Consider the following 23422-nt stretch of genomic DNA (forward strand, 5'->3'; position numbering starts at 1 on the left):
AAAGTGTTTGTATAGGGGTAGCCCGTGGTAGACATGCATTCAGATTAAACTAAGTAACATTAACTTAATTCTCACTGCAAAAGTTTATAATTCTTGAAGCAGTTATTCTTCATGTTAAACCCGGTTTAGAATCCGATTTTGAAGCTACTTTCAAAAGAGCTTCTAAAATTATTTCCTCAATGGAGGGATATTTATCCCATGAATTGCATAAATGTATAGAAGTCCAAGGTAAATACTTATTACTTGTCAGATGGGAAACTTTAGAATCTCATACTGTAGGATTTAGAAGTTCTGTTGAGTATCAAGAGTGGAAAAAACTTCTGCATCATTTTTATGAGCCATTTCCCACTGTTGAACACTTTGAAGAAATTGAAATATGAAAAACTAGATCCCCGACTTCTTTGAGAAGTCGGGGATCTGTGCCTTGTGGCTTTGTTTTCAAACTTTTTGCAATTGTGCTACTCTTGGATCAACAATTTTTTGTCCCAAACTGGCAAATTTAATTGCTACAGACATTTTATTACCTGTTCCAAAAACATGAGTGATTTCACCAAGACCAAAAGTTTTGTGTAATACTCTATCTCCTACTTGCCAATTCTGTGTTGAGTCTTGTTTACCATTAGAAGTAGAAGCACTTTTGGTATAACTTTGACGACTTGCGCGTTTGGTAGATAATAATTCTTCTGGTAATTCGTCGAGAAATTGCGATCGCATCGCAGGTTCACGAGAACCATATAAACGGCGTTCACGCGCGTGTGATAAATATAACCTTTCTTGGGCGCGAGTAATTCCCACATAACACAGGCGGCGTTCTTCTTCCAAAGATGCGGGATCACTTAGGGAACGGTAGCCGGGAAATAGCCCCTGTTCTAATCCCACCAAAAATACTACGGGAAATTCTAAACCTTTGGAAGCGTGCAAAGTCATCAAAGAAACGGCTGTCTGTCCTTCTTTTAATTTATCATCAGGATTTACGGCTTTGTCGCTAAGAAAGTTTTGTAAGGAAACATCTTCGTTTTCTTCTTCTTCTTGAAATTCGATTGCAGCATTGTAAAGTTCTTGAACATTTCTTATCCGTTCTTCATTTTCATCTGTATCTTTGCTTTGCAAATCTTGGATATAACCAGAGTCTTCCAGTACTATATTTACAAGTTCAGGAACGGAAACTGTTGCTATTTGTTCTTGCCAACGTTGAATCATTTTCGCAAAGCTATTTACCGCTTTTGCAGACCTTCCAGCTAATGTATTAACTGATGTTTCATCACTAAGAATTTCCCACAAGGTTATACCCAATTCCTGAGAAGCGTTATCTAAAGCATCAATGGTTGCTTTACCAATTCCCCGCCGGGGAGTGTTAATAACCCGTAATAAACTGACTCTATCAGCAGGGTTATTTATCGCTCTTAAATATGCGATGACATCTTTAATTTCTTTGCGATCATAAAACTTAATTCCTCCTACAACCGTATAAGGAATTTGTTTTTCTACTAACAATTGTTCAAAAGGACGGGATTGGGCATTTGTCCGATAAAGTATAGCAAAACTACCCCAGTTCAACTCTGGATTTTGCTGTTCTAAAGTACGAATTTGATTAATTACAAATGTGGCTTCTGCAAGTTCTTCATCGGCTTTATGACAAGTAATCTGCTCACCCTGTCCCCGCGTCGCTTTCAGGACTTTATCAATCCGTTGGGTGTTATTTTCAATCAGTTCATTAGCCGCTTGCAGAATGTTTTCACAAGAACGATAGTTTTCTTCTAGCTTAACCATTGTTCGGGTATCATCATCTACCAAACCATCGCCAAAGTCTTCCTGAAATCCTAGCAAGATGGTGAAATCTGCCATCCGAAAGCTGTAAATTGATTGATCCGCATCGCCGACAACAAAAACTGAGCGATTTTCCCATTGCCATTCGCTCTTTTTGGTTTCGCCATTAGTAACTAATAAATTAATCAGTTGATACTGAGTGCGGTTAGTATCCTGATATTCATCTACAAGGATATGACGAAACTTGCGATGCCAGTAACCCAATACCTGCTCGTTTTGTTGAAATAATCTCGTAGGTACAAGAATAAGATCATCAAAGTCGAGAGCGTTGTTTTGTGCTAACTTATCTTGATATAAATTGTAAACTTGACCAATTACCCGTCCGCGATAATTTGGTTGATCCTGCTCAAATTCTTGGGGTGATAAACCTTGGTTTTTAGCGTTACTAATAGCGTAGCGAACAGAGCGGGCATCAAACTTCTTATCGTCTAAATTTAGCTCTTTATTAACGATTTCTTTGATCAGACTGATAACATCTGATTCATCAAAAATAGAGAAATTACGATTCCACTTGCGTCCTTTTTCGTCTACGTATTTTTCAATATCAAAGCGAAGTATGCGAGAAAATAGACTGTGGAAAGTGCCACACCATAAGTCTTTGATCGTGTTTTTGTAAACTTGCGATCGCAGTTGCGTTTGTTGATATTCTGTCAACAAATCCAATCGCTGGCCGTGTTGCTTCATCGCCAGTTGTTCTGCAAACAGGCGTTGAATCCGTTCTTTCATCTCCCGCGCGGCTTTATTGGTAAAAGTAACCGCCAGGATATTTTCTGGATCAACTTTGTGTTTCAGAATCAGATTTGCAATGCGATAAGTCAGCGCTCGTGTTTTACCGGAACCTGCGCCAGCAACAACTAGCAACGGGCCGCAGTAGTGTTCGACAGCTTGACGTTGACTAGGGTTAAGGTGACTGAGAAAGTCGATGGTTGTTGTCATGGATGTGAAAAAGCGATGTCTAAGGGCGGGCTACGCCTACGCCTGGCATCACATCAATAGAGAGTTGCTATTGCCCAGGTTACAACATCTTAACGAAACTTGGTCAATAAAGATTGTGTGGCAATCTTCTTAACCAGAATGGTACTTTATCATGATTTATGTAGAAGCCAGAAAAAGCGATGCTCTCAGTCAAAGGCACATTCCAAAACGGTGTGGTTCATCCTAATGAACCAATTGAAGGGCATGAGGGGCAGTCAGTGATAATTGTGTTTGTCGAAGAAAACCGCACACCTGAGCCAGCAATACCAGAAGACTCAGATTGGGATAAACTGAGGCAGTTGATTAAAAACTGTGCAGTTGATACAGATATTGGCGATTTGGCACAGCAGCATGACCATTATCTCTATAAAATGCCAAAGCGAGAATCATAACCTTGACAAAAGTTTTTGTCTTCACATCTGCCTGGATTACTCAAGCCTTTACATCTGAGAGGATGTTTGAAAAGTCATAATTGATGTATCAAATATTTTTTACCCCACCCTAACCCTCCCCTTAGAAAGGGGAGGGAACCAGATTTTTCTTGTTTCCCCCCTTTACAAGGGGGGTGATAATGTGACGAAAATTACAGCTAACTACTTTTCAAACAACCTCTGACCGTCATTTTGAGCAAGCAGGATTTACAAAACTGTTGTAAATAAAAAAATACTGAGATTTAACCAAGGTTTGTGCAGGAGCAATTCATAAATTGACCCTAAAATACGTTAATTTTTTATACGCTAAATACGTTGATCGTGAGTTCTCCCTACACTTTCTGTCGTAAGATCAGCGACGGGGAATCCAACATCAAAAAATGTTGGGCAAGCTCTAACTTTTTCTGTTATCAGCCCTGTTTAATACCTAATCAATAAGTATTGTCACGAATAGGAAAATTCACTCCTTGAGTACCCAAGTAACATCGGGTAACGATACACGATACATCATGATTCAACCGTTAAGTTTTTAAAGATGAAAAATTTCTTTAATTTCAGGTTTAACCAATACAAGGATAGGTGGATATGGATCTGAGCTTAATTGTATCCAATATTTTGAATCCGCCAATCCTGTTTTTCTTTTTAGGCATGATTGCTGTTTTTGTCAAGTCCGATCTAGAAATTCCCGCACCAATACCCAAACTATTTTCGTTGTATCTGCTGTTTGCCATTGGTTTTAAGGGAGGGGTAGAACTAATCAAAAGCGGTGTAACTCAGGAAGTAATTCTAACACTGGCAGCAGCAATGATGATGGCTTGTGTTGTGCCAATTTACACCTTTTTTATCCTGAAGTGGAAATTGGATACTTACGATGCGGCTGCGATCGCAGCAACCTACGGTTCTATCAGCGCCGTCACCTTCATTACAGCTAGCGCTTTTTTAACTGAGCTTGGCATTCCTTTTGATGGTTACATGGTGGCAGCCCTTGCCCTGATGGAATCCCCAGCGATTATAGTTGGTCTAATTTTGGTGAATATATTCGCCGCCGATGGAAAGCGGGACTTATCGTGGCCGGAAGTTTTGCAAGAAGCATTTCTTAATAGTTCAGTTTTTCTATTAGTAGGTAGTCTATTAATAGGTGTGTTGACAGGTGAACATGGTTGGAAAGTATTAGAACCCTTTACTCAAGGGTTGTTTTATGGTGTTCTCACCTTCTTTTTACTGGACATGGGATTGGTGGCTGCTAGAAGAATTAAAGACTTACAAAAAACCGGAGTTTTCCTGATTTTATTTGCCATACTAATTCCTATAGTCAATGCAGGCATTGGGTTAGCGATCGCCAAACTTATCGGTATGCCTCGCGGAGATTCGCTGTTGTTTGCTGTATTGTGTGCCAGTGCTTCTTACATTGCTGTCCCGGCGGCTATGCGGATGACTGTTCCAGAAGCAAATCCCAGTCTATATGTTTCTACCGCTCTAGCGGTGACATTTCCGTTCAATATTATTGTGGGAATTCCGTTGTATCTCTACGGAATTAACCTATTTTGGAGATAATAATATGCACGTAGTTAAAAAGATAGAAATTATTGCCAATTCCTTTGAGCTTGCCAAAATTTTAGATAATTTAGACAAGTCAGGTGTACATAGCCATGCCGTAATCCGAAATGTTGCTGGCAAAGGATTACGAGGAACGACAGAAGATTTAGACATGACCATGCTTGATAATGTTTACATCCTCGCGTTTTGTATGCCAGAAGAACTCAAGCGTGTTGTAGAAAATATCAAACCACTTCTCAACAAGTTTGGTGGTACTTGCTACGTTTCGGATGTGATGGAAATTCGCTCTGTCAGATGTGTCGCTTCGATGTAAGAGAGTTGTAAATTCAATGAAGCATTTCATGGAACGTCGTGACTTTTTGAAGTTAGGGATCACTGGGGCATTTGGAATGGCATTAACTGCCAGCGATTTACTCTGGCGGGTGGAACAGGCTAAAGCTGACGAAATGGCTCCAAACCTTCCTGAATCCCTGAATCCCGATGCCGCCTTACAAAAGCTGATGGAGGGAAATCAGCGATTTGTCGATCATCACCTCGAACACCCCGATCAATCAGCGCTACGGTTGCAGGAAGTTGCTCAAGCTCAACACCCATTTGCAACTATTCTTAGTTGTGCTGATTCACGAGTACCCGCAGAAATTCTTTTCGATCAGGGTATTGGGGATATTTTTGATATTCGGATTGCTGGAAATATTGCCACACATGAAGCGATCGGTAGTATTGAATATGCCGTTGTCTTGTTAGGTTCTCCACTACTGATGGTGATGGGTCATGAACGTTGTGGCGCTGTAACCGCAGCTGTAAAAAAGGAATCGTTACCTGGTGATATTAGTACTTTTGTTCAGGCAATTAAGCCAGCCCTAAAAAAGGTCAAGGATCAGCCCGGTGACGCGGTTGAAAATGGTGTGGTGGCAAATGTGCAATATCAGATTGAACGTTTGCACAAATCAAAGCTTTTAACTGAGCAGGTGCGATCGGGCAAATTAAAAATTGTCGGGGGTCGTTATGACTTAGATACAGGTAAAGTAAGCATAATCACTTAGTTAATTATTTGAGTCCTGAGTGATAAATCTCACTTTTTTACTCAGAACTCAGAACTGTTTTACCCCAATTCCCAATTTCCAATCCCTTCAATCCTGCACAGTCATTGGCAGACGAATAGTAAAAGTAGAACCAAGTCCCGGCTGACTATTGACAATAATCTCACCACCCATCATCTGGCAAAAGTGGCGGCTAATTGCTAACCCCAGTCCCGTACCTCCATACTTTTTCGTAGTCGAAGTATCTCCTTGGGTAAAAGGTTGAAATAACTGCTGCTGTTGGCGGTTAGACATACCGATACCTGTGTCGGTAACGGTAAAAGTAATCATTCCCAAAGGAGCATCTAGCCGTAATTCATCCTTTTCTCTTTTGACTGTCAGCGTCACCTTGCCGTTTGTAGTGAATTTACTGGCGTTGCTCAATAAGTTTAATAACACCTGCCGCATCCTGGTTTGATCGGCGTACATGGTTCCGAGTTGTTCATCAAAATGCACTTCTAAAATATTGGCATTTTTTTCTATAGCTGGTTTGACGGTGAGGACGATGTTATGAATCAGATTTGCAATCTCGAATGTCTCTGGATAGAGAGTCATTTTCCCGGCTTCAATTTTTGACAAGTCGAGAATTTCGTTAATCAAGTGCAGTAAATGCTTACCAGCAGAGTTAATTGTTTCTAAGTCTGTGATAAAGTCTGCCGATAAACCAAGATCGGTGGCATCGTCTTCTAGAAGTTGGCTCAAGCCAATGACAGCATTTAGTGGTGTGCGTAATTCGTGGCTGACATTGGCTAAAAATACGCTTTTTGCCTTGCTAGCAGCTTCAGCTAATTCTTTAGCTTGTTGTAGTTGTTTGGTTCGCTCGGATACTCGCTCAATCAGACGATTTAAAGATTTGGCGAGTAGGCCAATTTCATCTTCAGTAGTAACAGGCGCTCGCAAATCAAAATTATGTTTCCGCGCCACCTGTTCAGCTACTTGGGTGACGGTGATCACTGGTTCAGCGATCGCTCGACTGGTTCGCCATGCGACAATAGCTGCGATCGCTACCGAAACCAACATACTCAAGATCACGATGAAGCGCTCAACTATTTTTGCCTGCTCAACGGCTTTTTGCCTTTCTTGCTCTTGAATTTCAGCAGTTTGCAGGATGTTAGCCAAGTTTTGCGAAAGCTGATCGAGCCGTATGGCTGTTTCACCACCCATTATTGTTAATAACTGCGATCGGGCAGAAGAAATCTGCTGAGGCTGCACTTTTTGGGAGTCAATTTTTTCTAAGACGGCCTCAATTTGGTCAACGTAAGCTTTTAAATTATTCTTGTAATCCAGCAATAAGGTTTGTAAAGTCGAGCTTGTTGCTGCTAGTCTTTTAGGTTTACTGTCGATAAATCCAGAAATTTGTGACTCTAATTGCTTGGCTTTTTCAACATTCTTTAGAAAATCAGCTTTTTTTCTTTGCAGCTGTTGTGAATTATCTAATACAGCAACTAGATTAGAGCTATGTAATTGTGCCCCTACTACTGCATCTTTATAATTACTCAGTAGTTGTCCTTGCTCATAAGCTTGATTGAATTGTCTGACTTCCCTTCCCCGGTAGTAGTTGGCAATCACTAACCCAGTTAATGAGCCAAAAAAGCCAATTCCTATAGCTACAAAGTAGCCATAACCTATTTTTTGATGAATGCGCCAAGAACTGGCTTTGAGCTTCCCTCTTGAGGGAAATTCTATAGTCGGTAGTTCGTCTGTCGATGGCTCTTCGGCTGACACTTTTTTGCTTTCTGAACTGCTGTCGATAGGGGTTGGCTTTTGAGTTGGCATTTCTCAAACCTCCTTGCCTTCCCGCAAAAATTACCAAATCAGTTTAGCTTGTATAAACAGTTTAATTGGTGATTAACATTTACATTATCTTCTTTTATAGCAATAGCAAATCATTGCTTCCTAGATAATTAGCACAACTTTATTATGAGTTATTTTGATAGCAATGTTGCTAAGTACACTTACTGATAGCGAATAGAATTCACTTTTTCAGCAGCAATGAACAATTTCCTGCACTAAAGACCTGCCTGAGACTGTCTTCTATTTACCACAACACTTTCCTCGATATATAGTTGATAGCAATGAGTTTTTGCCTTCAGGTACGCCACTAGTCTACCTTACTGCTTCCTTCTAAAATTAATACAATCAGGAAAAAAACAAAAGGTTTGGTCGTGGGGCATTGGTTATTTTGCCTCATCGCCAATCCCGAAGCACTTCTATCGTAAGACGGACTAAAAGTCAAGTTTTTATGAATAGACAAAAACTTTTGTTACGTATTAATATCAAGACGAATGCGTTAATTGACGAACGCGGCTTAAGATAGCTTTAATATCGGCTAAAATCGGCTTTTAGGCTTATATAAATGAGAGGTGGGCCGATTTTTGCCTGATTTGTACTTAGATTTAGTACGATTATGAACAAATGGCACGGAATGGGATAATCACAACCAGAGGATTCCAGTTGATTCAGAAAAGAACTTCGAAGGCCGATTATAATACATCCCTGCCGCCTTCTGAACTCTATCCTCCTACTGACTGTCTACCTTGTAGTTGATGCAGTAGATATTACGGGCAACTATAGTTATAGGACGCTAAAACCCTTTTGTGTCCTTTAACCAAATTGTACTGATGCACTCGTGCATTACCTAATCAACAACTCTTTTGGTTGTAATTATCCAGATTAGAAAAACTCAACTGTCAAATTAATGGGAGTGAAAATGCCAGAACAAGAATTTACTGAAACCGCGTCCAAAGAGACTACAGTGGCAGAAATCAACGCCCAAACGGGAACCATCACTAAACTTCAGCCTCCCGCACAGTCTCAAGATGAATGGCTAAAATACGGGGAGCAAATTTCTACCTTTTTAGCAACATTGCCAGAATATCTGGGAAGCTTCTTTAATCAATATAAGCAGCCCCTGGTAACAGTTGGTTTAATAGTGGGATCAATTGTTGGGGTTAAAGTACTCTTGGCAATATTAGATGCTTTGAATGATATCCCCTTGGTAGCGCCTACTTTTGAGTTGATTGGTATTGGTTACTCTGCGTGGTTTGTTTACCGCTATTTACTCAAAGCCTCAACCAGGAAAGAGCTAACTAGTGAAATCACCACTTTGAAATCACAAGTAGTTGGTAAACAAATTCCAGAAGCTTAATATCTAATTATCGCTTCTCTACAAGACGTACTCCTGTATAAAAGTACGCTCTCATTCTAAATTGCCGAAGTCTGGACGCTGGAAGTTAGCGTTCAGACTTCTCTCAAAATTGCAAATTGCTGTAATTGCGAATTATCGTTAACTTACATCTTGCACCTAGCCCTAGCGATTAGAAATCGCGGCTATACAAACGAAGTCCGCCTGCGCGGACTAACACAAAACCAAGGCTTTTCAACCTGCGGAGGCAGGTTTTGTCTCGTCCCGGATTTCTCACCACACCTCGAATGGAGGAGTAATGAGTAGTGAGTAAGGAGTGATGAGTAAAATTCTTAACTTATTACTCATTACTTATTACTTATTACTTATTACTTATACGCAAAGCAGCTTGTGGGAAATGCGGATCGTGTAGCCGCGACTTCTAGTCGCCTGGTGCAAGATATAAGTTAAGGCGATCCTCCTGGGGACGATTTAGCCTTGGGAGTGCGCGAAATTTCTGGAGATGCGCTGGGCGATGCCTGCGGCGGGCTACGCCTACGCACTGCTCGTACTATATTTGGAGATGAAATTGCCTCCAACTTGCCCCGTTTTACTAAAGCTTGATGAATCATCGCTGCTACTTCAGCCCGACTAGCTACTTTGTTGGGAGCAAGGATTTGTGGGTTTGGATAGTTAACTACCAGACCGTTGGTTGTAGCAGCAGCTACTTTGCCGATGGCATAGGTTGGGATATCTTTAGCATCTTTATAGACGCTTAAAATATTATTAGGAGAAGTAGGTGCTTTCAAATTTAACCCACTAACAAGGGCGACTAAAACTTGCACTCGTGAAATATTTTCTTGTGGCTTGAAGGTTTTTTTCGGGTAGCCTGTGAGAAATCCGGCACTGATAGCTCGGTCAATTGCTGGAGTTGCCCAGAATTTTGCCGGGACATCTTGAAATGCGATCGCAGTCTTAGATGGTTCTTGGTCAAAAGCTCTTTGTACTATAGCAGCAAATTCGGCGCGGTTCACGGGCTGATTCGGTCTAAAAGAATAATCAGGAAACCCTTTGAGAATACTACGGGAAGAAAGAACATCTATAAAACGGCGGCCCCAGAAGTTAGCAGGCACATCGTTAAAAGCAATTGGTGGTGGAATAATAGATTTTTGTTTTGCCGGAGTTACTAAAGGCAGTGCTGATGATTTAATTGATGGCTCAAGTCCTGCTGAAGGGGATACAGGTGTCTGTGGTTGTAAGAGTGGAGCCGGGATTGGGATTATCTGAGTAGGTGGTAACACTGCGCGGGAAGGGGCGGTGCTATTAGGGAATGAAGGTGTTTTGGGTTCAACAACAGCCTCCGGTGGAGAATAGGGCAAAATATTGTTAGGGACTACATTCGGTTCTGCCTTGGGATTAAGGGAGGGCGATACTTGATTTGGTTGAACACTAGGCGACGGACTGGAAGAAGCCGACAGTAGCCCGTTTAAGTTCCAGCTAGAATCCCTGCGGGACAATGACCAAAAAAGAATCGCTCCGATAGCGCTAAAGGCAACCAGAATAGCTATAAATTCATCAAAGCCAAGAGCAGTTCTTTGGGATGAATCTGGTTCGGAAGGAGGTCTATTTGTCATCGTGATTACCCTGGTAGCAGTAACATTTGTGTCTAAACAAATTAAGCCATAAATTTAATTCATAATTCGTAATTCACAGGAAAATACTAGGCTTCTGGTTCAATGCCGAGCGATCGCAATTGGGCAGTTAGGCGATCGGCTCTTTGGCGTTCCTGTTCAGCTCTTTGGCGTTCCTGTTCGGCCCTTTGGCGTTCCTGTTCAGCATTTTGGGATTCCTGTTCGGCTCTTTCATCGCCACTCAACAACAAATTACCTTGTAAATCCCACCAACGTAACCAGGGTAATTCCACATTCTGATAAACTCCCTGCCATAAACCTAATTCAACACCCAAAGGAACGATAGGATAATGTCCTCGTTCATTTGCTGGTAACATCTGATACTGTCCTTCAATCAGATGATAAACTTCTATACTGGCTTTATTTACTTCATAAATGCCGTAGAAGGGAGGACGAATTACCTGCTCATAAACCCAAAATTTACCCTTCCAAGGAGTTTTATCTCGTTCTTCACTACCATCCCCAGAGACAAATTCTAAGACAATCAACGGGGCAATAGACTCTTGCCACAATACATAAGAACGTCGTGTTTGTCCATTCAGTGTAGGCGGTACATTTGGTACATAAAACCAATCCGGTGCTTCTGCACCTTTTTCAAGGGGATCGGTCAACCGCCAGTAAATGCCTAAGTCCTGGCCAATGCAATATTGACTGTCAGGATTTAATTCCTTGAGAAGAGGTGTAATCGAGTCAGTTAGTAGGAGACTTTGGGGATGTTCTTGCCAATTTTTCACGAACGTTCCATCAGACTCAGGAAGCTGCGTATGGTCAGGGAAAGGAGTGAGGGCGCTGGGTGGATTGGTTACAGAGGTCATAACACTACCTTTGCACTCTTTGTAAAGGTTATTTTTAAGTTTAGCTTGCGTAGGCGTAGCCCGTCGTAGACATCGCTCTCTAAATATTCTCTACACAGATTTTGGAGGGGGCAGAAGGTCGTTTTTCTCTAAATTGCCTTCATTGATAAATCGCACGCCAATTACTTCCAGTTACCTGAGAACGATTTTCACGCTGAGATCCCAATAGTTTTATTAGATACCTAAACCGAAACCGAGTTTCTCAGGTGGCAGAATGTAAAATATTAACTTATTGTTTAGCCAATATTTGTAAAAATCAGGGTGTCTAGTGTCAGAAGAATTCAGTAGCCAAATCTCACCGCCATTTTTGTCTTTTGGTAGCGATCTCGAACTCAGTTTAGATTCAACCCTCCAAGAACTACCGATGTACGACTTTCCAGTGGAAATTAACCACACTGGTATGGAAGTGGCTAGTTTTTTAGAAAGATACCCCCTGCTACCAGGAGTAATTTTGGTAGAACAGGGAAAATTCATTGGGATGATTTCGCGGCGGCGACTGCTAGAATTTTTGATTCGCCCATTTGGACAAGAGTTATTTGTTCAGCAACCATTAGCTGTTCTCTACAGCTATGCGCGAATACCGATATTGCTACTCGCTGATACAACATCGATTTTAACTGCGATGCAACTTAGCTTAAAGCGATCGCCAGAATTATTAGCAGAACCAATTGTAGTCGAGACAGAATCTGGTGCTTATAAATTGTTAGATGTCCAAGAGTTGAATGTTATTTCCTGGCAAATTCGAGGAATTGACAATCTGGTGCGGTATGAACGCAGTCAAGCTCAAATGATCCAAAATGATAAAATGGCAAATCTGGGACGTTTAGTAGACGGCGTAGCGCACGAAATTTTAGACCCAGTGGGTTTTATTTGGGGGAATATAACTTATGTTTCAAACTACAGTCAAGATTTGCTCAAGCTGATAGCGGTCTACGACCAAGAGTTAACATCAGATTCTCAGGCGATTAATCAGATTAAAGAAGAGATCGAATTTGATTTTTTGGAACAAGATTTGTCGCGATCGCTTGCTAGTATTCGCACGGGAGCAGAAAGACTAAAAAAACTTGTCACTAGTCTACAAAACTTCTGTCATATTGATGAACTTTATCCCAAACCAGTAGATTTACACGCTTGCATAGATAGTATTATTTTATTAATAAATAGTCGTCTTCAAGGAGAAATTGAGATAGTCAAATACTATGGTCAATTACCCCCAGTTTATTGCTTTATGGGGCAAGTAAATCAGGTTTTGATGAATATTTTTAGCGAAGTGGTAGATACTTTGCTCAATGAAGCAGTGCGACAACAGTTGCATTTAGAAGAGACGAAGACTATTCAAAAACCTCGAATTGAGATTACTACACAAGTAATTTCCCAAGAAGCAAACAACCCAAATGCACCAGATTATCGTTGGGTATTAATTCGCATTGCTGACAATGGCCCTGGCATGTCTCAAGAATTGCAACAGCAAATTATGGATTCTTTTTCTCTGGAAACAAAGAATAGTAAAAATACTAGTTTAGCAGTAAGTTATAGAATTATTACCGTAAAACATGGTGGTAAATTAAATTTCCATTCTCAGATTGGGATAGGTACAAAATTTGAAATTTTATTACCTTTACTTTGATAATATTACGTTAGATTATTTTCTGAAATTGGTGCTGGATAGGAATTTGAATATGAAATAAATTGCCGTAGTTTCTGATGAACAGAATTGCTGGGATTTTGTCAGTAGCTTTGAGACGATGCTGTAAAATCATCAAAGTATTATCGATGCTTTCATGAATATCCACCGATTTAAACTCACTTTCATCTAGACGTTGAATTAATGGAAATGGGAATTATTTAAATTTGCTATAAAATTAATGTATTTTAGAAATGCAAGATTGGCTTATTTCAGAAATAATACAGATAGCTTTTACACCTACGTTTTCGTAAAGGCGTTATAATAAATATCGTTCAGCTTCTAGCCTAAATGTATTCTCGTATACAAAAAATAGTAAAGTTTTAATCTTTCCTTAGAAAGATTATTTAAAAATCGGCGCTAGCTACTATGTAGCTAGCGCCGATTTTAAATTTTTTTTAAATTACTTATGTGTTGTGACTGTCAAGACATATCTTCCGTTTCTAGAGAGTGTGGTGATTTGCTTCAAGAGTACCATAAATTTCAAAAATACAGAATTCAAACTTCAGAGTTGCTTATAGCAACTAAAACTTTAATAGAGTCTAAAAATCCTCAAGCCTTTGACTTATACACACAAGCTTTAAAGACACACGTAAATGCTTCTAACTCTTTTATACAGCTTCTTGTATTATATGAAAAATTTGTTGAAAAATACTGGCAATTTGACACAAGTAGTCGAAATTAGCTTGCAATAGAACTAGGTATAAACTTAGTTATTTAAAATAAAGATGATGTAATTAGGAAGCAGCTTATCTGCAAAAAGTTTAATAAATGGCAAATTTTATCTGCTTGTATTTCCAAAATTTGGCAAATGAAAAACATCAAATTTTTCCAGCTTTAGATTGAGAAAGTAAAATTAGTTATTAGCTTTGATCAAACTACCAACAGTTGATTTATCACAACACAATTAGCCTTAGCTAAGATTATCAATGTCAGCGTCTAGAGATTTTTATCTTCCAACAGAAAACCGCTTACTCACCGCTCTGTCAGAAACTGAATATCAACGCCTAGTTCCTAATCTAGAACAAGTAAATCTTGAAGTGAAGCAAGTTCTTTATCAGGCGAACAAACCAATAACACACGTTTATTTTCCCCATCAAGCCATAGTTTCTTTAGTCTGTACCCAAAAAAATGGTTCGATGGTCGAAGCTGGTATGGTAGGCAATGATGGCATGGTAGGTCTTTCTGTAATTTGGGGTAGCAACACTACAAATACAACTGCATTAGTGCAGATTGCAGGCACTTCCCTAATGATGAAAACAGAACTGCTTCAAGCTGAGTTCAAATGCAGTCCAGAGCTTCAAAATTTACTGTTGCGTTACACTCATCGGCTATTTGCTCAGGTTACACAAACACTTGCTTGTAACAGCTTCCACACTATAGAACAACGGCTTGCCCGTTGCTTGCTGTTCATCGCTGCTGGTATACAATTAGATACATTCTCGCTAACTCAAGAATATATTGCTAAAATGCTGGGCTGTCGCCGCTCTGGTATTACAGAGGCGGCAGCCAGACTCAGCCAAGCAGGAATTATTAGCTACAAGCGAGGAGTGATAAATATCCTTAATCATCAGAAATTGCAACAGACATCTTGTGGATGTTACTCCATGATTAGAGACGAATTCTAAAAAATTAACTCCCCAGCCCCTAATCTTGAGTTCAATTCATCTGCAATAAATTTTCGCCACGTTGGTGAATTTCCCGTGCGTGATCAGTCCAAGCACCCTGTCCCCAATAACGAAAACAACTAGTTTGCAGCAAAAGGTTATGTAGAAGGACGTTGCGGTAGTGAGATTGTCTGGTAATAGGTTCTGCTGAATTAGTTTGCTGTAATGGATCAAACTTTTGATGGAATAAACTGCTTAATTGATACATGGGAGACAAGACATTTTCATATCCTTTTACCCAACTGATATGATTTGTCCAGGAGGCTCCATCCAGATGAAAATTAGAGTTTGTTTGCTTCAATTCTTGAATCGCATTTTCTACAGCTTCCGGTTGAGTATTTTCTGGTGAAACACGCTCCCAAATTTGATGTTGTCCCACTGGTTGACAAGTTGGATAATCTTCAGGCTTGCATCCAGCAGCTTCGATAAATTCTAAATATTCTGTACCACACATTCCAACTACACCTGATTTTCCTCCGCCATTATTTACCATATCCCCCCAAGCTTGTTTAAACGCGCTTGGGAATTCATTCATCATCACACCGCCATTTTCACCATCTCCAATTTGGCTAACTATTGGAGGCACAAATACACTGCCGATTTGTTGTTTAGATAATGTTTTAGCTTCATAATAAGGCTGCATTTGTGCAACTAATTTAGTATCCGAACCTTGGGTTTTAATTAAGGCTGTAATACTAATTGTTTCGCCTTGAGAATTACGGGCAATTAGACGATGCGGTAAATGTTTATGAGTCAGAGATTGACCAGTAAGAGTTTCTACGGAATGTTCTTGAACGAGTAACCAGCGATATCCACATTCTTTCAGAGCTTTTACAAATTCAAAGAGAGCGTCGGGGTGATTTGGAAGGTGCATTTCTGGAGGTGAAAATCCTTTGACTCGCGCTAGTGCTTCCCAACCAAAAATTGCTGCAAAGTGATGTTGCCATGCAACGATATGCAATTTAATATCTGCTATGGGTGTAGAAGGAATAACTGCATGACCCCACATTGTACCCAGCCATTCTACATAAGGTTGATAGGTTGAGTCGCAAGTAATCCGTTTAAGATTATCGATAACATCACCACGTCCCATTTGCCGCAATCCCCACAGAAGATTACCTGAGTAATCCAACATCACGCGGGGATTGCAACCTTGACTAACGAGTTCGGGGATCATGTCTCCCATGCGGCTATAACAATAGGCAAAAGGATTTGCATTGTGATTATCCCCCTCGTTGGGATGTTCAAACATATATTGCAGATTGCTGATGAGTGTACCGCCATTTCCAGCAGGTATAGTTGGCTGGTGCATGTGTAAGGCGATCGCAAATACAGCATTTACATCTTCTAAGCGGATATTTGTTGTTGGTAAAAATACTGGTCGATCGTGGTTGACTACAGAGAGAACCTCTGTTTCCCAACCAGAAATATTCGGTAAGCCATCAATGATTTCGGGCAAAGGAGTAAGAGTTGTGGGGAAGGAAAGCATTTCTGGTTGCTCCGAAATAAGTTATATCTTCTACATGAGTATCTAATAACATATTTATTAAGGAAGTTTGTTTAGCATCTGTTGATACAAGTAGGTCGGCGCAATAAAAGCTAACTGGCTAAGGCTGTCCTTTGTCACTTGTACTGAGCGTTCGCGTAGAGATAAAAGCAATTGACCGCAGATTAATACCAATTCTGTATGAAGATGCGCCAACTATATGAGGAACGAACCGCAAAGGGGAGGCAGCGCGGTCTTGGGGGTATCCCCCATGAGCGACTGCCGTCGCAAAGGGCACAAAGAAGAAAGAGAATTTAGCGCAGCCTCACAAAGAAATGGTATAAGGAGGCGATCGCCTCTAAGAATGTAGATGTAATATCATGTCCGGTTAAATAGTTGTCATTGCGTTCCGCCCTTGGCGGAACCCGGAGGGTACGAAGAGAAGCAATCCCAAAAGCCCTGCGATTGCTTCATTCCACTTCGTTGCACTCGCAATGACATATCACAAGTAATTTGCCGGACATGATACAAAAAATCATGTTCTTGACAAGAACAAATCACTGAAACGATGGATTCTCGTCAAAAAGCTCAGTTTCGGGATCAACTTGTTCAGCCTTTCAGTAGGCTGTTGTCTTTGCCGTGCTGATGGAGTTGCGATTCGTAAAATTAGCTCTAACAACCAAGGGGCAAGGCGTTGGCACAACACAGCCAAATGACTTTGCCATCCGACTAAAATTTCTGGTGAATCATTTTGCATTCCGGTAACGAGTGCTTTAGCCACTTCCTGGGGAGTCATAGGGATCACCCAACGAAATAATTTTAAGTCGCGTACCATATCTGTGTCTGTGAGAGAAGGTAGTAATGCAATCACTCGGATATTGTGTTCAGCGAGTTCCTGGCGCAAGGCTTGGGTAAATCCTAAGATGGCAAACTTAGTAGCTGAATAAGTTGCCATTGTTGGTGCAGCCACCTTTCCCATCAGACTTGATACATTGACGATTGTTCCTTGCCTTTGGCTGACCATGCGTCTAGCTACCAGACTAGTGAGGTTGTACATCCCTAACAAGTTCACAGAAATTTCTTCTTGAACTTGGGGCATTTTAGATTGCAAAAATGAAGTTTGGTATGCGACACCTGCACAATTAACCAGCAGGTGAATCTGTCCAAAGTTCCGCCACAGTTGGGCAATAGCGATATTTACTTCAATTGTTTGAGTCAAATCTAAAGCGACGATCGCAGTTTCTGTTCCCATTGCCTCGATTTCGTTAGCTACCTCGACTAACTTTTGGCGATCGCGTGCTACCAGTATCAGTCGCTTGATGCCTTGTTGCGCTAATTCAAGAGCGATCGCTCGCCCAATCCCACGCGAAGCCCCTGTAATTAGGGCAACTTTACCTTGAATCTCCATTGGTTTTATCCTCCAAAATCTAAGTCTTACCAACCTCTTCGTTATTGCCGATACACATAAATCTTGAGCTACTCGCTTGTCGGCACAAGGTAAGACAAATAATTAATCGTAATTAAAATCAAACTGAAACTAATAGCAACGAGATATTTCTTGGTTAATCTGCAATCCCTCATAATTGTCTATATAAGGCAGAGATCCTCGTTTTTAACCCGTCAAAGCCCAACGCACTTGGCTGAATGGGTATAGCTCATAGATTTTCTTTCTCCTAGATCAGAGCGTTCATCAGCATCGTTGTCGTCATACACACGGTAGCAATTAAATCAAGGTATTGCAATATTCTTTAATAAGGATTTCTTAATACTTCTTAACGACAAGCATATATATATAAAAGATTTTATTAAATAAGTTTTTATAAATCCCTAAGTACGAATATCTCATTTTCCTGACAAATAGCTCTGTTTCGGACAATTGTTATATCTAATTCATCCTTTAGGAACAAAAAGAGATTAAGCATTTTGGTTGATGGTTGCAATAGTTAAACTTACTGATTTTACGGCAGATTTCTATCAGCATATTTACTGATTTTTTGATAATAAAACCTGAGTTCGACAGACCTCTCCCTGCCTTGAACTAAAGTTAAAGTTCAAGTCTGTCCCTCTCCGAGTCGGAGAGGGACAGGTTTTGCGTAGTAAAACCAGGGAGAGGTCTTTTGCACGGACACGATATAACCCGTCGAACTCACGTTAACAAAGAGTTCTGAGTTTTGATTTTTTAAAATAGTAGAGGACTAGGGCATCATGATCAATGCAAATTACAATAATGTTTTATCTGCTGAAGCTTTAGTGTAAATAGTAATTTGTTTGGGTTTAGCTTTGAGTCTATCAGAGAAATCTTTGAGACTTATAGCATTGCAAATTTAAATCATTCCTGAATAGCAAGATCCCCAACCTCTCTAAGAAGTTTGGAATCTGTTTGTAAGTTATAATATTCTGCCTTTCGCCGCACCCCGTATATTTACGTAAGCCTCAATTATGACTCCACGGTTAACCTGAGTAGGGTAGCTACCCTACAAAGAATTTTGGATAATTTATTTTTTGTCAGTCCCTATATCCGGTGAGAGGTCTTTTAATTCTGCGCTTATAACTAACGCCGTGTAGGGATAGGTTGAGGATTTGATAGTTTAGCTGACTGAGGAATTGACTTATTCCAGATTTGATTAAATTGCTCTACTGATAACGACTGTAAAAGACTGAGATTAAGTGGCTCTTTACTAATAAAAGTGGCATAAGATGGCTGCAAGTAGGAACGATATTCAAGGCGATTGAGGAGATGGGTTTCCATAAAAGCGACGCTGAGGGCGTTGAGATAGGAATAAACAGCATCACGATCGGGGCCTAGTAAAGCAGGTGGCACAGGTAAGACATCGTTTTCAGGAGTAGGTTCGGCGATCGCTGAAAAGTGGGTGGCGTTTTCAATCAAAGCCAGGTACTTATTGGGTTCAGAAAGCCAGGTAAAGGGGCGAATTTGCTCAAATACGGGCGGGGCAAAAATATCTTGACTACCTGCTACCAGCATTACAGGCATTTTAATTTGACTCAAACTGCTCTGACCCAAAACCGAACTATTAATCGGATTAATCGCCATAACTGCCTTGATGCGATCGTCTTTGAGTTCATAATTTTTTTGGGGTAACTTAGTTGCCTCACACTGCAACAAGAGCGACAAATTAAAGGATGAATAATTGGGATTACAATCTTCGCGCAGTTGCTCAAAGTTAATATTTGCTCCTGCTAGAGTCAAAACAGTATAACCACCAAAAGACTGACCAATCGCCCCAACTTGCTGAAGATTGAGTTTTCCCTGGAGGCTGGGATCAGATTTGTCTAGACGCTGGAGTTCATTGAGTAGATACTTGATATCCAAAGAACGGTTGATAAATTCTGCTGGTTCTGGTGGTCTTGCCAAACCTGCAAAGTATTGCTGAAAGCGTTTGGCATTACTACCGGGGTGTTCTAGTACAGCAACAGCAAAACCGTAAGATGCTAGATGTTCAGCCAGATAGACAAAGGTAGAGCGGTCTGAGGCGAGACCATGAGAAATGACAATCAGGGGAAAGGGAGGAGAGGGAGAATTTTGATCTGTAAGTTCTGAGTTTTGAGTTGTAGGTAAATAGATATCTATTGGCAGACGGCGAGCGCGAGAAAAGTCATTTAGCTCCAGGCTTTTTTTCTGCCAGAGGAATTTTCCTGGCGATCGCAAATCTGGTTGTTTTGAGAAGTCAACGGTTGAATTGGCTGCTTGAGCGATCGCTTTTTTTTGAAGGGAAGCTACAACTTCATCCTTTTTCTTAAGCAATTGTGACAAGTCATCGACTATCCTTAACCCCTCTGTGAAATTCACCCGCACAGTATTGCTAGGAAATTTCCGCAGCAAATTCACAACCGTTAAACCCTCTTGATTGTCGGCAGCAGCCAAAATCAAAGAGGCGCGTATGGCATAGAAGCCATTCTGTCGAGACTCAGTGAGGAGTAATTTTCCCAGTTGTTGTACCAGCTGCTCGCCTATCGGTGAGTAAGTTACCTGAGACACCAAAGTAGGAGTGAGATTGAACCGTTGCTGGAGCAAATCCCGCAGTTGAGCGAGTTGTTCAGGAGTAGCGCGGCTAGCATAAAATGAAAAATCTTGATCTATTTTCCCTTCTTTCGCAAAAGTTTCCAGCGAGTCTACCGACAACGAGAATTCGCCAAAGGGAGGATAAAAAAAGCTAATGCGTTCAGCCGCCAATCCGGGAGTGGAAGTCAAAAAGGTAGATAGCAAACCTAAGCCCAGGTATCTCAAAAATTTTTTCATTAGAAAAGCCTACTGTCTAGCCCTGCAAACAATTTTGAATAGAGAGGACGGGGCGGTATTTATAACCGCTTTCCTATTTAATTGGTTTTATATCAAACAAGCTACAAGCAGAAGAAAGCAAATACTAACATCCATCCATAGTTTGGCACATACACCTGAACTAAATTTCGGAATGTTAGGGGCGCACAAATGCGATCCTCTACTTTGCTGACTGTCCTGAATTATCAAAACATACCAGTAGCAAATTTTTCAGCAAAACAGCATCAGTAGCGCGATAATAGATAGATATAGAGATCAAAATATTTTATATGTCCCTTTCCTCCTGCGCCTGTTGTGTTGTTGTCCTCAACCAACAACAGGAGCAAAATATCTCACACCAAAACCAGTGCCAGGATGTACCAGTTAACCACAGCAAGAGTGTGGTTAAAAATTGCACTGTAGTTGAAAATGGTCGAGTTATCGTTAAAACCCTACAACCCTCATATAATCAGACTTCCAACTAATTTTCAGGTATTTAAAGCATTCCCAATTCCCCATCGGCTATTTAAAGCATTTCATCTAAGGGTAAAACATCGTGGAAACGGTTGTAATCAATGTAGCGATGCCCGTCGGGTGTGTGGTGGAAGATATCAACAAATTGATTGTTCCACAAAATCTCATTAGCACTATAGCTATGACGAGCATGAACGACCTGTGCAACCGTTTCATCAATGCCACTTAAAGAGATAATCACCATAGTATTTGTCTGAGTTAGCGATTCTGGTGTCATCCCATATAAAGGACTAAACTCATCAATAACATGCATTACTGACCAGCTTAAGGTAAAGCTAGGTGTTTGGTTCCTCAGCAGCTTGAGATCGTACAACCGACGTATGAATTGTCCTTCTAGAGTTACGTCGTCGCGCATTAAGTAGACTCGCATCTGCGCCTCTAGAATCATGTTGCGACGTTGATTAGCGGTGCGAAATATGAGAGTCGGCATTGCATTATGAGGTGTAATTACAGCAACACGGCTAAAAAGCACACGGGCTGTAGGTCGGGAAAATCGGGCAAATGCTAGTCCCGTCATCACAGCAATTCCCACCAAACCGATCATTGCTTCAATGGTGACAATAATATTGGCATAAGTTGTTTTAGGATACATTGCCCCATAGCCGATGGATGCTAGAGTTTGCACGCTAAAGAAAAAGACATCTAAAAAAGAGCCTGGTCGAGCGTTAGCAATACAATCTCCTCCTATCAAGTAAGCTAGGGCAAATAGAGCATTAATAGTTACATAGAAAATACAAATTAGAATCAGAAAGCCTGCCCAGGGAATCGTTAGCAGCAAATGGTAGGGATCGCGCCAGTAGGAATGCCATGCACCCATACCAATAATTTCCAATTTTCCATTTTGAATTTGAATCTGAATAGGTGGGATCAGATTCTGACGCTGTTGTTTCTTTTGCGAAAGTCTCTTCAGTCGAAATTTCATTGCAAGTAGCCAAAAGAACGGCAACTGCTTAGTATTTTGACATTCTCCGGGCTGAAGTTATTAAATCAACAAAAAAATAGGGTAGGCAATGCCCACCCTACTAATTTATCTGCTAGAAACTTATCGAAGAAGAATTCAGAATTCAGGAGCCAGAATCCAGAATGGATTTTGTGCGACTGGATAAACGCGTGTGTTCGCTCTTAGCGTCTCCCCTTGGGAGAAGAAAAAACTCTTTCCGTAGCTGTTACCCCTGACTTGACTGCTGGGGTATTCTGAATTCTGTCTTCTGACTCCTTCTTATTTATTTTTCAGGCTTTGGTGATTGATCCTTAGAACAGCGATCAAACCACTCCTGGTATTTTTGCTGGTATGACTCATTTTGAACAGCTATGGTAACACGCACCTGATTGCAGCCGTGATTTTGCTCTAGTGCGATCGCATTCAACAATAGACTAGCAGTTTTAGGTGAGCTAAATTCCCCACTTACCGTTAAACCACTGTCAAAATGTGTAACTTCAAACCCTTCGACTCCGGTCAAGTCAACGCCAGAAATTTCCCCTTGTCCTAAATCAATTTCTGCAAGTTGTTGGTGTTCTGGACTAATTTGTTCCACAATCAGCTTTTCACGCCGGACAGGAACTTGGATCATCTGAGTTTCGATTACTTTACGAACAATCACCTCACCAACTTTTCGCTTACTGCTTTCAACAAATAAGCGTTCTTCTAGTAGACGGATAATCTGTTCTTCGCTGACCTCTTCTAAATTTATTGCCTCAACTGAGCTATTTGTCGTTTGATAATCGGCCAGTTGCTCAGTTGGGCTTTCTGATATTGTGCGTAACGGAGCAGGTTGTTGATAGGAATCGCCTGGTCTTTCTGTTTCTAAATATTCAGGCATATATTCTATTTGTGATTTATTTAAGTCTATGAAAACTGATTTAGTTGGCTTGTCGATTTTTTTTACCCTCTGGCTCTGCAATCTAAATAAAGAGGGATGTCTATCGGCTAGCTGCTGACTATTTCCTAGAGTTTCTTGACTCGCCGGATTAGATATAACTAGGTTTAATCGGCGATTGGTATCCACAACCAAATCATGAACTACTCCTACTAGCTGACCTTGCAGATCGAACACCGTAAAATTGTTTACCTTTTTTCTTAAATCTGCCAGTGAGGTGCTAATGCGAGAGTCAGAGCTTGCCTGTCCAATGTTTTTTGTCATCGGTTGGCTATTCATAGTGCAAACTTAAAGTTATGAAATGTTTTCTACTTAGCTAAATTAAATGTATTAATCATCTTAATACCATTTAAAAATCTT

General features: G+C 40.7%; 19 protein-coding genes. 9 read left to right on the plus strand and 10 right to left on the minus strand.

What is annotated here, in order from left to right:
- The first annotated feature begins 86 nt into the window (after positions 1-86).
- Positions 87-380, plus strand: a complete 294-nt coding sequence (locus VB732_RS27335; RefSeq protein WP_323234044.1) for an antibiotic biosynthesis monooxygenase — start codon at positions 87-89, stop codon at positions 378-380.
- 58 nt (positions 381-438) lie between these two features.
- Here VB732_RS27335 and pcrA read toward each other — a convergent pair whose 3' ends face one another.
- Positions 439-2763, minus strand: coding sequence for a DNA helicase PcrA (gene pcrA, locus VB732_RS27340; RefSeq protein WP_323234020.1), 2325 nt, complete (start codon positions 2761-2763; stop codon positions 439-441).
- Positions 2764-2942: 179 nt separating this feature from the next.
- Between pcrA and VB732_RS27345 the strand changes: the two genes are divergently transcribed.
- From VB732_RS27345 to VB732_RS27360, 4 genes are all read left to right on the plus strand, one after another.
- On the plus strand, positions 2943-3194 hold the full coding sequence (locus VB732_RS27345; protein WP_323234021.1) for a hypothetical protein: 252 nt from the start codon (positions 2943-2945) through the stop codon (positions 3192-3194).
- A gap of 624 nt (positions 3195-3818) precedes the next feature.
- A complete protein-coding gene (locus VB732_RS27350) occupies positions 3819-4787 on the plus strand; it encodes a sodium-dependent bicarbonate transport family permease (RefSeq protein WP_323234022.1) in 969 nt (322 codons plus the stop codon).
- 4 nt (positions 4788-4791) lie between these two features.
- Entirely contained in the window at positions 4792-5103 is a 312-nt protein-coding gene (locus VB732_RS27355; protein WP_323234023.1) for a P-II family nitrogen regulator, read from the plus strand.
- A 28-nt stretch (positions 5104-5131) separates the two neighbouring features.
- Complete coding sequence (locus VB732_RS27360) at positions 5132-5833, plus strand: carbonic anhydrase (protein ID WP_323234045.1); 702 nt, start codon at positions 5132-5134, stop codon at positions 5831-5833.
- A gap of 87 nt (positions 5834-5920) precedes the next feature.
- On the opposite strand, the gene VB732_RS27365 is transcribed toward VB732_RS27360, so the two are convergent.
- Complete coding sequence (locus VB732_RS27365; protein WP_323234024.1) at positions 5921-7645, minus strand: sensor histidine kinase; 1725 nt, start codon at positions 7643-7645, stop codon at positions 5921-5923.
- 934 nt (positions 7646-8579) lie between these two features.
- On the opposite strand from VB732_RS27365, the gene VB732_RS27370 reads away from it, so the two are divergent.
- Complete coding sequence (locus tag VB732_RS27370) at positions 8580-9017, plus strand: CAAD domain-containing protein (protein ID WP_322641071.1); 438 nt, start codon at positions 8580-8582, stop codon at positions 9015-9017.
- Positions 9018-9460: 443 nt separating this feature from the next.
- Here VB732_RS27370 and VB732_RS27375 read toward each other — a convergent pair whose 3' ends face one another.
- Positions 9461-10627, minus strand: coding sequence for an S-layer homology domain-containing protein (locus VB732_RS27375; RefSeq protein WP_323234025.1), 1167 nt, complete (start codon positions 10625-10627; stop codon positions 9461-9463).
- A gap of 86 nt (positions 10628-10713) precedes the next feature.
- Complete coding sequence (locus VB732_RS27380; protein WP_323234026.1) at positions 10714-11499, minus strand: Uma2 family endonuclease; 786 nt, start codon at positions 11497-11499, stop codon at positions 10714-10716.
- A 307-nt stretch (positions 11500-11806) separates the two neighbouring features.
- Here VB732_RS27380 and VB732_RS27385 point away from each other — a divergent pair, with 307 nt between their 5' ends.
- Positions 11807-13165 carry a sensor histidine kinase gene (locus tag VB732_RS27385; RefSeq protein WP_323234027.1) on the plus strand — a complete coding sequence of 453 codons (1359 nt, stop codon included), beginning with the start codon at positions 11807-11809 and terminating at the stop codon, positions 13163-13165.
- A gap of 10 nt (positions 13166-13175) precedes the next feature.
- On the opposite strand, the gene VB732_RS27390 is transcribed toward VB732_RS27385, so the two are convergent.
- Positions 13176-13331, minus strand: a complete 156-nt coding sequence (locus VB732_RS27390) for a hypothetical protein (RefSeq protein ID WP_323234028.1) — start codon at positions 13329-13331, stop codon at positions 13176-13178.
- Between the two features lie 820 nt (positions 13332-14151).
- Between VB732_RS27390 and VB732_RS27395 the strand changes: the two genes are divergently transcribed.
- Positions 14152-14850 carry a Crp/Fnr family transcriptional regulator gene (locus tag VB732_RS27395; protein WP_323234029.1) on the plus strand — a complete coding sequence of 233 codons (699 nt, stop codon included), beginning with the start codon at positions 14152-14154 and terminating at the stop codon, positions 14848-14850.
- A gap of 31 nt (positions 14851-14881) precedes the next feature.
- Here VB732_RS27395 and VB732_RS27400 read toward each other — a convergent pair whose 3' ends face one another.
- The 3 genes from VB732_RS27400 to VB732_RS27410 form a co-directional block, all read right to left on the minus strand.
- Positions 14882-16378, minus strand: a complete 1497-nt coding sequence (locus VB732_RS27400) for a glycosyl hydrolase family 57 (RefSeq protein WP_323234030.1) — start codon at positions 16376-16378, stop codon at positions 14882-14884.
- Positions 16379-16910: 532 nt separating this feature from the next.
- Positions 16911-17783 carry an SDR family NAD(P)-dependent oxidoreductase gene (locus VB732_RS27405; RefSeq protein ID WP_323234031.1) on the minus strand — a complete coding sequence of 291 codons (873 nt, stop codon included), beginning with the start codon at positions 17781-17783 and terminating at the stop codon, positions 16911-16913.
- Positions 17784-18926: 1143 nt separating this feature from the next.
- The gene (locus VB732_RS27410; RefSeq protein ID WP_323234032.1) at positions 18927-20633 is read right to left on the minus strand and encodes an alpha/beta hydrolase; all 1707 of its coding nucleotides are present in this window, start codon (positions 20631-20633) and stop codon (positions 18927-18929) included.
- Between the two features lie 308 nt (positions 20634-20941).
- On the opposite strand from VB732_RS27410, the gene VB732_RS27415 reads away from it, so the two are divergent.
- Positions 20942-21136 carry a hypothetical protein gene (locus VB732_RS27415; RefSeq protein ID WP_323234033.1) on the plus strand — a complete coding sequence of 65 codons (195 nt, stop codon included), beginning with the start codon at positions 20942-20944 and terminating at the stop codon, positions 21134-21136.
- Positions 21137-21177: 41 nt separating this feature from the next.
- Here VB732_RS27415 and VB732_RS27420 read toward each other — a convergent pair whose 3' ends face one another.
- Complete coding sequence (locus tag VB732_RS27420) at positions 21178-22107, minus strand: ion channel (protein ID WP_323234034.1); 930 nt, start codon at positions 22105-22107, stop codon at positions 21178-21180.
- A 301-nt stretch (positions 22108-22408) separates the two neighbouring features.
- Positions 22409-23326 (minus strand): DUF2382 domain-containing protein, encoded by a 918-nt coding sequence (locus tag VB732_RS27425; protein WP_323234035.1) that lies wholly within the window; start codon positions 23324-23326, stop codon positions 22409-22411.
- Between the last annotated feature and the right edge of the window lie 96 nt (positions 23327-23422).

The sequence above is a fragment of the Nostoc sp. UHCC 0252 genome, from assembly GCF_034931145.1.
In the GTDB taxonomy this organism is placed as follows: domain Bacteria; phylum Cyanobacteriota; class Cyanobacteriia; order Cyanobacteriales; family Nostocaceae; genus Nostoc.

Coding starts and splice junctions, on each gene's coding strand:
- pcrA (WP_323234020.1), bottom strand. CDS start 2,763: ATGACAACAACCATCGACTTTCTCAGTCACCTTAACCCTAGTCAACGT.
- VB732_RS27345 (WP_323234021.1), top strand. CDS start 2,943: ATGCTCTCAGTCAAAGGCACATTCCAAAACGGTGTGGTTCATCCTAAT.
- VB732_RS27350 (WP_323234022.1), top strand. CDS start 3,819: ATGGATCTGAGCTTAATTGTATCCAATATTTTGAATCCGCCAATCCTG.
- VB732_RS27355 (WP_323234023.1), top strand. CDS start 4,792: ATGCACGTAGTTAAAAAGATAGAAATTATTGCCAATTCCTTTGAGCTT.
- VB732_RS27360 (WP_323234045.1), top strand. CDS start 5,132: ATGGAACGTCGTGACTTTTTGAAGTTAGGGATCACTGGGGCATTTGGA.
- VB732_RS27365 (WP_323234024.1), bottom strand. CDS start 7,645: ATGCCAACTCAAAAGCCAACCCCTATCGACAGCAGTTCAGAAAGCAAA.
- VB732_RS27370 (WP_322641071.1), top strand. CDS start 8,580: ATGCCAGAACAAGAATTTACTGAAACCGCGTCCAAAGAGACTACAGTG.
- VB732_RS27375 (WP_323234025.1), bottom strand. CDS start 10,627: ATGACAAATAGACCTCCTTCCGAACCAGATTCATCCCAAAGAACTGCT.
- VB732_RS27380 (WP_323234026.1), bottom strand. CDS start 11,499: ATGACCTCTGTAACCAATCCACCCAGCGCCCTCACTCCTTTCCCTGAC.
- VB732_RS27395 (WP_323234029.1), top strand. CDS start 14,152: ATGTCAGCGTCTAGAGATTTTTATCTTCCAACAGAAAACCGCTTACTC.
- VB732_RS27400 (WP_323234030.1), bottom strand. CDS start 16,378: ATGCTTTCCTTCCCCACAACTCTTACTCCTTTGCCCGAAATCATTGAT.
- VB732_RS27405 (WP_323234031.1), bottom strand. CDS start 17,783: ATGGAGATTCAAGGTAAAGTTGCCCTAATTACAGGGGCTTCGCGTGGG.
- VB732_RS27410 (WP_323234032.1), bottom strand. CDS start 20,633: ATGAAAAAATTTTTGAGATACCTGGGCTTAGGTTTGCTATCTACCTTT.
- VB732_RS27415 (WP_323234033.1), top strand. CDS start 20,942: ATGTCCCTTTCCTCCTGCGCCTGTTGTGTTGTTGTCCTCAACCAACAA.
- VB732_RS27420 (WP_323234034.1), bottom strand. CDS start 22,107: ATGAAATTTCGACTGAAGAGACTTTCGCAAAAGAAACAACAGCGTCAG.
- VB732_RS27425 (WP_323234035.1), bottom strand. CDS start 23,326: ATGACAAAAAACATTGGACAGGCAAGCTCTGACTCTCGCATTAGCACC.